Source organism: Glycomyces dulcitolivorans (genome assembly GCF_003265355.1).
Classification (GTDB): domain Bacteria; phylum Actinomycetota; class Actinomycetes; order Mycobacteriales; family Micromonosporaceae; genus Glycomyces; species Glycomyces dulcitolivorans.
Map to the genome: position 1 here is coordinate 1 of NZ_QFRW01000237.1, position 10,295 is coordinate 10,295.

General features: G+C 70.2%; 10 protein-coding genes and 1 pseudogene. 7 read left to right on the forward strand and 4 right to left on the reverse strand.

The window, feature by feature from the left end; translation table 11 throughout:
- Window positions 1-258 precede the first annotated feature (258 nt).
- The 4 genes and pseudogenes from dprA to DI269_RS15880 all read right to left on the reverse strand — a co-directional run bounded on the left by dprA (window position 259) and on the right by DI269_RS15880 (window position 3,991).
- Entirely contained in the window at window positions 259-1,422 is a 1,164-nt protein-coding gene (gene dprA, locus DI269_RS15865; RefSeq protein ID WP_112137507.1) for a DNA-processing protein DprA, read from the reverse strand.
- A 52-nt stretch (window positions 1,423-1,474) separates the two neighbouring features.
- Window positions 1,475-3,049, reverse strand: a complete 1,575-nt coding sequence (locus DI269_RS15870; RefSeq protein ID WP_112137510.1) for a YifB family Mg chelatase-like AAA ATPase — start codon at window positions 3,047-3,049, stop codon at window positions 1,475-1,477.
- Window positions 3,036-3,428: pseudogene (locus DI269_RS29135) on the reverse strand (YraN family protein); the annotation flags it as partial. The pseudogene DI269_RS29135 and the gene DI269_RS15870, both read right to left, overlap by 14 nt.
- Complete coding sequence (locus DI269_RS15880; protein ID WP_112137512.1) at window positions 3,425-3,991, reverse strand: M23 family metallopeptidase; 567 nt, start codon at window positions 3,989-3,991, stop codon at window positions 3,425-3,427. The pseudogene DI269_RS29135 and the gene DI269_RS15880, both read right to left, overlap by 4 nt.
- A 433-nt stretch (window positions 3,992-4,424) precedes the next feature.
- Between DI269_RS15880 and rpsB the strand changes: the two genes are divergently transcribed.
- The 7 genes from rpsB to DI269_RS27810 all read left to right on the forward strand — a co-directional run.
- The gene (gene rpsB, locus DI269_RS15885; protein WP_112137515.1) at window positions 4,425-5,240 is read left to right on the forward strand and encodes a 30S ribosomal protein S2; all 816 of its coding nucleotides are present in this window, start codon (window positions 4,425-4,427) and stop codon (window positions 5,238-5,240) included.
- A gap of 31 nt (window positions 5,241-5,271) precedes the next feature.
- Complete coding sequence (gene tsf / locus DI269_RS15890; protein WP_112137518.1) at window positions 5,272-6,084, forward strand: translation elongation factor Ts; 813 nt, start codon at window positions 5,272-5,274, stop codon at window positions 6,082-6,084.
- 150 nt (window positions 6,085-6,234) lie between these two features.
- Window positions 6,235-6,960: a UMP kinase gene (gene pyrH / locus DI269_RS15895; RefSeq protein ID WP_112137520.1), complete on the forward strand. Its 726-nt coding sequence runs from the start codon at window positions 6,235-6,237 to the stop codon at window positions 6,958-6,960.
- Window positions 6,961-7,068: 108 nt separating this feature from the next.
- A complete protein-coding gene (gene frr / locus DI269_RS15900; RefSeq protein ID WP_112137522.1) occupies window positions 7,069-7,626 on the forward strand; it encodes a ribosome recycling factor in 558 nt (185 codons plus the stop codon).
- Window positions 7,626-8,555: a phosphatidate cytidylyltransferase gene (locus DI269_RS15905; RefSeq protein WP_112137525.1), complete on the forward strand. Its 930-nt coding sequence runs from the start codon at window positions 7,626-7,628 to the stop codon at window positions 8,553-8,555. Before frr ends, DI269_RS15905 begins: the two co-directional genes overlap by 1 nt.
- A 100-nt stretch (window positions 8,556-8,655) precedes the next feature.
- Window positions 8,656-9,804, forward strand: a complete 1,149-nt coding sequence (gene rlmN / locus DI269_RS15910) for a 23S rRNA (adenine(2503)-C(2))-methyltransferase RlmN (protein ID WP_112137527.1) — start codon at window positions 8,656-8,658, stop codon at window positions 9,802-9,804.
- 20 nt (window positions 9,805-9,824) lie between these two features.
- On the forward strand, window positions 9,825-10,295 hold a 471-nt coding region (locus DI269_RS27810; protein WP_198667470.1), incomplete at its 3' end, for a DivIVA domain-containing protein.

Genomic DNA, 10,295 nt, shown 5'->3' on the forward strand with positions numbered 1-10,295 from the left:
CCCACCCCCCTCCCACCCATCGAATTTCGGGCGCGGTGCACCGCGCTGCTGGCCAATCGCGCTCGGAGTGATCCTCGGGATCGGAGCGCTCGGTTCGGTCGGGTCCGTTCGACCCGGCTGGGTGCCGGGCTCGGCTGACCGTGGTCGACGGGTCGCGGGGCGGGGCTCGGATTCGGGTCAAGGTCGGACTCCTTTCGGTCTCAGTGGGTTCGGATTCTCAGGATGGCTTGGCTCCTTTCGGTCTGAAGTGGTTTCGAGTCAGGGCTGTGGCGTTCTTGAGAGTCGCCAGCGGTTGTCTATTCGGTCGACCCAGCGCATTCGTTGGAGCCGTTCGAGGGTTTCGGTTGCCACTTCTGTGGGGAGGCCGGCGACGGCTGCGAGGCGGGCCGTTTCGACCACGTAGCCGCGGGGGAGGGACTCGACCAGGCGGGCCTCGATTTCGGTGAGGCGGTCGATGGGGCGGCGCTGTGGTGGGGGTGCGCTTGCGAGCGGGCCGCCGATGCCGGTCAGGTCCTCGATGACCTCTTCAGCGTTGGTGACCAGGCGCGCTTCCCAAGGCTCCCTTGCCAGGCGGTGGACGCCGATCGATTGCGACGAGGTGACCGGGCCCGGTGTGAACATCAGGACCCGTCCGAGCTCGGCCGCGTAGCGGGCCGTGTTGCGCGCCCCTGAGCGGTCGGCGGCCTCGACGACCACTGTCCCTGCCGTCAGCGCCGCGATCACGCGGTTCCGGGTCAGGAAGCGGTGCTTCATCGCCGATGAACCCGGCGGCCACTCGCTCAGGAGCATTCCCTGTTCGGCGATCAGGTTGAACATCGAATGGTTCGCCTTGGGGTACGGCAGTTCCACCCCGCAGGCGAGTACTGCCACGGTCGCGCCGCCGCGGGCGAGTGAGCCCAGGTGCGCAGCGCGGTCGATGCCCAGGGCTCCTCCTGAAACGATGCTCCAGCCCTCCACGGTCAGGTCCGCTGCGAGGTCGTCGGCCAGGTGCTGGCCGTATTCGCTGGCGGCCCGGGAGCCGACGATCGCCACCGAGCGGCTGCACAGCTCCGCCAGGTCGTGCCGGCCTCTCACCCAAAGACAGCGGGGCGGGCGCACATGCGGTTCGTCGGCGTCGCATACCAAGTGGAGATCGCGGAGCTGTTCGGGCCAGTCGGGATCGCCGGGAGCCAGGACCCGTGCGCCGCAGGCCTCGGTCGCCGCGGCGATCTGGTCCGCGCGGTCGGCTGGGTCTGGGGTGCAGGACACGGAGGCGCTGGTGAGGCGGCGCAACCGGTCCGGCACGTCGCCTTCCCAGATCTTTTTGACCGCCTCGATCGGCTCGGTCTCCGCGAGGAGGTCGTCGAGTTCGGCGTCTCCCGGCTCCACCAGTTCGGACAGCAGCATCAAGGCGTTTCGCGGGTTGTTCGGCAGATTCGTCACTATTCCTCCTTATCGCTACCGCAGTTCGGCGGTTGTTCTGTGTCGCAACGGGTCATCTCAGTGGGTAGCCGAGCCTCAGCTCGCTGGCCTCGGCGACGTCGTCAGCAGTCGGGCTGTCGTGTTCGCGCAAGTCGGCGATCGTCCACGCCAGCTTCAGGACCCGGTCGTAGCCGCGGGCCGTGATGCGCTCCTTCAGCAGGAGGTCGTCGACGTACTTCCGGACGGGTGGTGGCAATCGCCAACGGGTGGACCGGAGCGCCGGTCCCGACACTTCGCTGTTGAGGCCCCAGGGTTCGCCCGCTTCGGACCAGCGGGAGGCGGCCGCCTCCCGCGCCCGCAGGACCCGCTTCGCCACCGAGCCCGACGGCTCTGCCTCGGTGATGTCGGTCAGGATCGCCGAGGGCGGCACCGGTGGCAGATAGACCCGCAGGTCGATGCGGTCCATCAGCGGCCGCGAGATCCGGGTGAGGTAGCTGCGGCGCTTCAGCGGCGGGCAGGTGCAGTCGACGGGCTTGTTCGGTGCACAGGGGCACGGGTTCGCGGCGAGAACGAGCGTCACTTTGGCGGGGTAGCTGATCGCGGTGTTCGCTCTTCGGATTCGGACTTCGCCGGATTCGAGCGGTTGGCGGAGGGAGTCGAGGACCGATCTTGGCCATTCCGGGGCTTCGTCGATGAAGAGCACGCCGCGATGGGCTAGGGCGAGGGAGCCTGGGCCGATGTTGCCTGCGCCTCCTCCGACCAAGGCCTGCATGGTGATCGAGTGGTGCGGCGCCTCGAACGGCGCGTGGTGGAGGAGCGAGGCCGCGCCGCCGGTGAACCTGCCCCGTAGTGAGTGCAGGGAGGTCACTTCGACCGCTTCGGCGTCGGAGAGCGGCGGGAGGATCGATGGGAGGCGTTCGGCGAGCATCGTCTTGCCGGCGCCGGGCGGGCCGATCATGAGCATGTGGTGGCCTCCCGCGGCGGCGATCTCCAAGGCGCGCCTTGCGAGTGGTTGGCCGCGGACGTCGGAGAGGTCCGGGAGGCGCGGTGGTTCGGGCGTCGGCGGGCGGGGGACCGGGTCGAGGGGGGTCTGGCCGAAGACCCAGGCGACGAGGGTGGCGAGGTCGCGCGGGGCGAGGATCGTCAGGTTCTCGACCATGGCGGCTTCGGCGGCGTTCTCCGGGGCGACGATCGCGGTTTTCAGGCCGCTGCGGCGGGCCTCCATGAGCGCCGGGAGCGTGCCCGGGACGGCCCGCAGGCTGCCGTCGAGGCCGAGTTCCGCGAGCAGGACCGCGTCGGCGAGGCGTTCGACCGGGAGCAGGTCGTCGGCGCACATGATGGTCACGGCGAGTGCGAGGTCGGCGGCGGAGCCGGTCGTCGGCACTGAGGCCGGGGCGAAGTTCACGCTGATCGACTTGTCGGGGAAGCGGAGTGCGGAGTTCGCCATCGCCGAGCGGACCCTGGTCTGGGCCTGGTTGACGACGTTGTCGGGGAGGCCCGACATGCGGACCGTGTCCGCGCCCTTGGACGAGGACTTGAAGACCGAGGCCTCGACGGTGACCGTGACGGCCGAGGCGCCGACCATGCAGACGGTGTTGGTGCGTGCGTAACCCACGGCGTTCTCCTTGGCGGTGTTCGAGAGCCAGATGCGCCCTGCCCGTGACGGTGAGGGCGAGCCGGTCGAGGCGCCAGGGCTGGTCGGGGCGGCAGTGGCCGCGCAGCCAGGTCCTGGCGAGGCGTTCGAGGCGGTGGACCTTCTCGCCGTCGACGGCGCCGAGCGGGCCGCCGAAGCGTTCGGAGCGGCGGGTCTTCACCTCGCAGACGACGACGATGTCGGCGCTGCGGGCGACGAGGTCGAGTTCGCCGGTGCGGTGGCGCCAGTTGCGGGCCAGGATCTGCATGCGGTGGCGCTGGAGGTGGGCCGCGGCAAGCCGTTCGCCGAGGCGGCCGAGCTGGTGCGGGGTCAGGCGGCGCAGGTCGATGCCGGTCACATTCGGCGGCGGTTCGAGAGTTCGCGTGATGTTCACTGCCGTGCTCCCGTCGCGAGGGGCGCCGCGAGATCGCGGCCGGGGCGGGGGAGGAGGCGAACCTTGCCCGCGCCGAACAGCAGCATCGGGTCGAGGTAGAGCGGTCCGCGTTTGAGGCCGAGGTGGAGGCAGACCGCGCTGGGGCAGGAGGCGTGGCCCGGTTGCAGGGTGCCGATCGGCTGGCCCGCGACCACGGTCTCGCCTGCGGCGACCGACGGTTCGACCGGTTCGTAGGTGGTCCGCAGGCCGTTGGGGTGGGCGATGCTGACGACGCCGCGTCCGGCGAGGTCGTCGGCGAACATCACCGTGCCGGGGCCGGCGGCGACCACGGTCTGCGCGTCGGTCGCCCCGAGGTCGACGCCGCGGTGGCCGGGCATCCAGGGGAGCGGCGGCGGGTCGAAGGCAGTGCGCAGGTCGAGCCCGCCGGTGGGCGGGCGCCACGGGCCCGGCGGCGAGTGGTCCCGGTGCTCTGCGAGGGCTGGAGCGGGGTGGAAGAGGGCGGTGGCGGTGAGGATCACGGTGATGATGAGGCTGAGCGTCGTCGCCTTGCATAGCTGGTGCATTACTCAAGGTTGGAGCGGGTGGGCGGTATCGTCCAGAAAAACTTTTGAGGCTGTGGATAACTTTGTTGGCGGCCTGTCTGCCTGCCTGGATGGTTTGTCGTCCGGCGGGTTCTCCGGGTGGTTCTGCCGCGGGGCGGCGCATTGCCTCAGTCACTGCGGTCCACCGCCTTCGCGGGGGCCCCGCGGGCCCAAGTACACTGATCAAAGCGGTACGGCACCACTGTGCGCCGGACCGACTTCGCGCACTCGTCGCGGCCAGACCTCCATTGCCGGCTCGGTATCCGAGCCCTGCGGTGGACGCGGTCAGGCCCTCGCGGTCTCCCAGGTCCGGGTCCTTCCCGGTTGCGGACCGCCGGAGGCGGGTGCCAGGCGCGGGACGCCCGGACTTCGGGCGCCTCCCGCGAATGAACCAGGGAACGAAAGGAATACAACCGTGTCGGTTGTCACCATGCGTCAGCTCCTCGAGAGCGGCGTGCACTTCGGTCACCAGACCCGTCGCTGGAACCCGAAGATGAAGCGGTTCATCCTCACCGACCGCAACGGCATCTACATCATCGACCTGCGCCAGTCGGTCGACTACGCGGCCAAGGCCCACGACTTCGTCAAGAACGTCGTCGCCGAGGGCGGCGAGGTCCTCTTCGTCGGCACCAAGAAGCAGGCCCAGGAGGCCGTGGCCGAGCAGGCCCTGCGCGTCGGGATGCCCTTCGTGAACCACCGCTGGCTCGGCGGCATGCTCACGAACTTCCAGACCATCCAGAAGCGCCTCATGCGCCTCAAGGAACTCGAGATCATCGAGACCAACGGTGCGGCCAACCGCACCAAGAAGGAAATGCTCCAGCTCATGCGCGAGAAGGACAAGCTCGAGCGCACGCTCGGCGGCCTCCGCGACATGGAGAAGACCCCGGCCGCGATCTGGATCGTGGACACCAAGAAGGAGCACATCGCCGTCGACGAGGCCCGCAAGCTCGGGATCCCGATCGTCGCGATCCTCGACACCAACTGCGACCCCGACGAGGTCGACTTCCCGATCCCCGGCAACGACGACGCGATCCGCTCCGTCGCCCTGCTGACCAAGGTCATCGCCGACGGCGCCGCCGAGGGCCTCCTGGCCCGCTCCGGCGGCCAGGGCGAGAAGGCCGAGGGCGAGCCGCTCGCCGAGTGGGAGAAGGAGCTCCTCGTCGAGGACAAGCCCGCCGCCGAGGCCCCGGCCGCCGAGGCCGAGGCGACCGAGCAGACCTCCGCCGAGTAATCGGCCCTCACGAGAAGTTAGAAGGGGAGCAATGGCCAACTTCACGATGGCTGACGTCAAGAAGCTCCGGGAAGCCACGGGCTCCGGGATGATGGACGTCAAGAAGGCCCTCGAAGCGGCTGACGGCGACTACGACACCGCCCTTGAGGCGCTGCGCATCAAGGGCGCCAAGGACGTGGGCAAGCGCGCCGAGCGCACCACCGCCCAGGGCCTGGTCGCCCAGTCCGGCAACACCATTCTCGAGCTGCTGTGCGAGACCGACTTCGTCGCCAAGAACGGCGCGTTCATCGAGCTCGCGCAGACCCTGGTGGAGCGCGCGGACCAGGTCCGCGCCGCCGACGGACCCGCCTTCGAGCAGGCCGAGCTCAACGGCACCACGGTCGCCCAGGTCATCGCCGACGAGTCGGTGAAGCTGGGCGAGAAGATCGCCCTGGGCCGCGTCGGCTCGCTGGAGGGCGACGTCTCGGTGTACCTGCACCGCAAGGCCGCCGACCTCCCGCCCGCCGTGGGCATCCTCGTCTCGTACACCGGTGACGCCGAGGCCGCCCGCCAGGCCGGCATGCAGGCCGCCGCGATGCGTCCGAAGTACCTCACCCGCGAAGAGGTCCCGGCCGAGATCATCGAGACCGAGAAGCGCGTCGCACTCGAGACCGCCAAGGAAGAGGGCAAGCCCGAGCGCGCCTGGGACAAGATCGTCGAAGGCAAGGTCGGGGCCTACTACCGCGACTTCGTCCTCCTCGACCAGACCTCGGTCCTCGACAACAAGAAGACCGTGAAGCAGGTGCTGGCCGACGCCGGCACCGAGGTCACCGGCTTCATCCGCTTCGAAGTCGGCCAGGAGTAGCAAGCGGTCCGCGGCCGCGGACTAGACTGGCTCCAGCCGTAAGCACGGGAAGGGGCGGCGGCGCAGGCCGCCGCCTCGTTCCATGTCCCGACCAAGACACCGCGCCACTGGTCAGCGGCCGCTGAAGGAAAGTTCAGAGCAGGGAGTGCCATGAGTCAAGCCAAGTTCCGCCGGGTCGTGCTGAAGCTGTCCGGCGAGTCCTTCGGCGGCGGTTCCGTCGGCGTCGACCCCGACGTCGTCCAGAGCGTCGCCCGGCAGATCGCCGCCGGTGTCGCCGAGGGCGTCCAGGTGGCCGTGGTCGTCGGCGGCGGCAACTTCTTCCGCGGCGCCGAACTCCAGCGCCGCGGCATGGAGCGCGCCCGCGCCGACTACATGGGCATGCTCGGCACCGTCATGAACTGCCTCGCCCTCCAGGACTTCCTGGAGAAGGAGGGCGTCGACACGCGCGTCCAGACCGCCATCGCCATGGCCCAGGTCGCCGAGGCCTACCTGCCGCTGCGCGCCATCCGCCACCTGGAGAAGGGCCGCGTCGTCATCTTCGGCGCCGGCGCCGGCATGCCGTACTTCTCCACCGACACCGTCGCCGCCCAGCGCGCCCTGGAGATCGGCGCGCTCGAAGTGCTCGTCTCCAAGAACGGCGTCGACGCGGTCTACACGGCCGACCCCAAGACCGACCCCGACGCGCAGCGCCTCGACGACATCACCTTCGACGAGGCCCTCAAGCGCGAGCTCATGGTCGTCGACCAGGCCGCCTTCAGCCTCTGCAAGGACAACGCCCTGCCGATGCGCGTCTTCGGCGCCGACGACGAGGGGAACCTGCGCCGCGCGATCATCGGCGAGCAGATCGGGACCCTCATCCACGCCGCCGAGGACTGACCCCGGCGAGGCGGACCCCGCCAAGGGGGACGTCCGCGCCACCGAGGACCGACGGCGGGACGGTACGGTCAGAAGTGCTGTCAGGCCGCGAGAGATTGTGAGAGAGCCGTGATTGACGACACCCTCCTCGAAGCCGAGGAGAAGATGGAGCGGGCCATCGAGCACGCCAAGGAGGAATTCGCCGCCGTCCGCACCGGCCGCGCCTCCTCCGCCATGTTCAACCGGATCACCGTCGACTACTACGGCGCGCCCACCCCGATCCCCCAGGTGGCCTCCATCGCGATCCCCGAGCCCCGCATGGTGATCGTCAAGCCCTTCGACGCCTCCCAGATGAAGGACATCGAGGACGCGATCCGCAACTCGAACCTGGGCGTCAACCCCTCGAACGAGGGCACCCAGCTGCGCCTGAACCTGCCCCCCATGACCGAGGAGCGCCGCCGCGAGATGATCAAGATCGTCCGCACCAAGGGCGAGGACGCCAAGATCGCCATCCGCAACGTCCGCCGCAAGGCCAAGGACGAGATCGGCAAGTTCGTCAAGGACGGCGAGGTCTCCGAGGACGAGGGCCGCTCCGGCGAGAAGGAGCTCGACGACCTCACCGGCCGCTTCACCGGCCAGGTGGACGAGCTCGTCGCGGCCAAAGAGTCCGAGCTGCTCGAGATCTGATGAGCGCGATTCCCGACGGTGCGCCCGGCCGTCGCCCCCACCCGTCGCCCGACGGGCCCGGGCGGGGGCGCGACACCGCCGAGGCCGGCCCCGATCCCAAGCCCAAGGCCGGCCGCAACCTCCCCGTCGCGATCGGCGTCGGCCTCGGCATCTCCGCGGTCGTCATCGCCTCGATCGTGTTCCAGCCGCTCGGCTTCCTCGCCTTCGCGGTCGTCGCCGTCGCCGTCGCCTGCTGGGAGACCGGCAACGCGATGCGCAAGGGCGGCAAGAACGTCCCGGTGATCCCGCTCGCGGCCGCCGGGGCGCTCATCGTCGTCCTCGCCTGGTTCGGCGGGGCCACCGGCCTGCTCCTGGGCACCGCCGTCGCCGTCGCCGCCCTGTACGTGTGGCGGCTCTCCGACGGCGCCACCGGCTACCGCACCGACCTCGCCGCGTCCGCCCTCGTGCTCGTCCAGGTCCCGTTCCTGGCCGGGTTCGTGGCGCTCCTGGCGACCTCGGAGGCCGGCGACGCCCGCCTCATCGACGGCGCCGCCGCGCAGGTCCTCATCTACCTGTTCACCGTCGTCATGTCCGACACCGGCGGCTACACCGCCGGCGTGCTGTTCGGCCGCCACCAGATGACGCCGCGCATCAGCCCCAAGAAGTCCTGGGAGGGCCTCGCCGGCTCGGTCGTGGCCGCCGCCCTCGGCGGCTCGATCACCCTCTGGGCGTTCTTCGGCGTGTCCTTCCCCCTGGGCGTGGCGTTCGGCGTCTGCGTCGCCCTGGCCGCTACGTTGGGGGACCTGTCCGTCTCGCTGCTGAAGCGGGACCTCGGCATCAAGGACATGAGCAATCTCATCCCCGGCCACGGCGGGGTCATGGACCGGCTCGACTCGATCCTCATGGTGGCCCCCGTGGCCTATGTGTGGTTCCGTTACCTGCTCGGGTGATGTGTCCTGATTGGTGTATCCGATGAAGGAGGGCCCGGGGTGAATTCGACGATCCGGGGTTGGCGGGTCGCGGGCCTGTCATGCGAGACTAGGTCGTGACATGTCTGTAGCACTCACGTTGACCGAACCGCGCCCCCGCAAGGCTGCGCCGCGCCACCTCGCCGACCTCGACCTGGCCGGGTGCCAGTCCGTCCTCTCCGAGATCGGGCAGCCCGCCTTCCGCGCCAAGCAGCTGCGACAGCAGTACTTCGGCCGCCACGTCGGCGACGCCTCCCAGATGACCGACCTCCCCGCCGCCGCGCGAGAAGCCATCGGCGAGGCGCTGCTCCCGCGGCTCCTCCAGCCGATCCGCGTCGACTCGTGCGACAACGGCAAGACCGTGAAGGCCGTGTGGCGCCTGTACGACGGCGCGCTGGTCGAATCGGTCATCATGGCCTACCCCGACCGGGTGACCGCCTGCGTGTCGTCGCAGGCCGGCTGCGGGATGGCCTGCCCGTTCTGCGCCACCGGCCAGGGCGGCCTCGACCGCAACCTCACGACCGCCGAGATCGTCGACCAGGTGGTCAACGCCGCGCGGCTCGCCGAGGAGCGCGGACTGGGGCGCCTGTCGAACATCGTGTTCATGGGCATGGGCGAGCCGCTCGCGAACTGGGCCCGGCTCAAGGCCGCCCTGCACCTCATCACCAAGCCGGTGCCCGACGGGATCGGCATCTCGGCCCGGAACGTCACCGTCTCCACGGTCGGCCTGGTGCCCACCATCAAGAAGCTCGCGGAGGAGGGCCTGCCGGTGCGGCTGGCCGTCTCGCTCCACGCGCCCGACGACGAGCTGCGCGACGAGCTCGTCCCCATCAACACCCGCTGGAAGGTCGCCGAGGTCCTCGACGCGGCCTGGGAGTACGCTCGGGTGACGAAACGTCGCGTCTCGATCGAGTACGCGATGATCAGGGACGTGAACGACCAGCCGTGGCGGGCCGACCTGCTGGGAAAGCTCTTGAAGGGCAAGCTGGTCCACGTCAACCTGATTCCCTTGAACCCCACGCCGGGGAGCCGGTGGGACGCCAGTCCCAAGCCGGTTGAGGCGGAGTTCGTGCGGCGCCTCCGCGAAGCGGGCGTGTCCACGACGGTGCGCGATACGCGCGGCCAAGAGATCGACGGCGCTTGCGGGCAGCTGGCCGCTTCGGTCCGGGAGGCCGGTACGCCCGGCCGCGCCGGTGCGAAGCCGCTCGGCGCCTCCGGCGCCGCGGAGTAGGCGGAAAGGGTGGCTTGGTAGTGGCGAGTCATGGTGACCGGTTCCGGCGCCGGGCGTTGAGCCGGGGCTACAAGGTCGACGAGGTCGACGCGTTCCTGGACCGCGTTGAGGCGACGCTCGCCGGTGAGCCGGTGGGCAGCCCCGTCTCGGCGGACGAGGTCGACGACGTCGTCTTCAGGGTCCGCTTCGGCGGCTACGACGAGTGGCAGGTCGACGTCTACCTCGACCGGGTCGCGCGTCAGCTCGCCGAACTGGAGGAGCGCGGCGTTCTCGGCACCGCCCCCGCTCCCGACTACGGCAAGCCCGAATCCGCCTCGGCCCCGCACGGCGGCCGCGGCTTCGACGAGCCCCCGATGCAGCCGGGCCCCGGATCGCGCCGCGCCCCCGAATCGCAGGCGACCCAGGTCATCCCCGCGCAGGAGATGATGGCCGCCCGCGAGATGGCCCCCCCGCCGCCGGCCCCCGAGCCGGTCGGCCGCGGCCGCGGACCC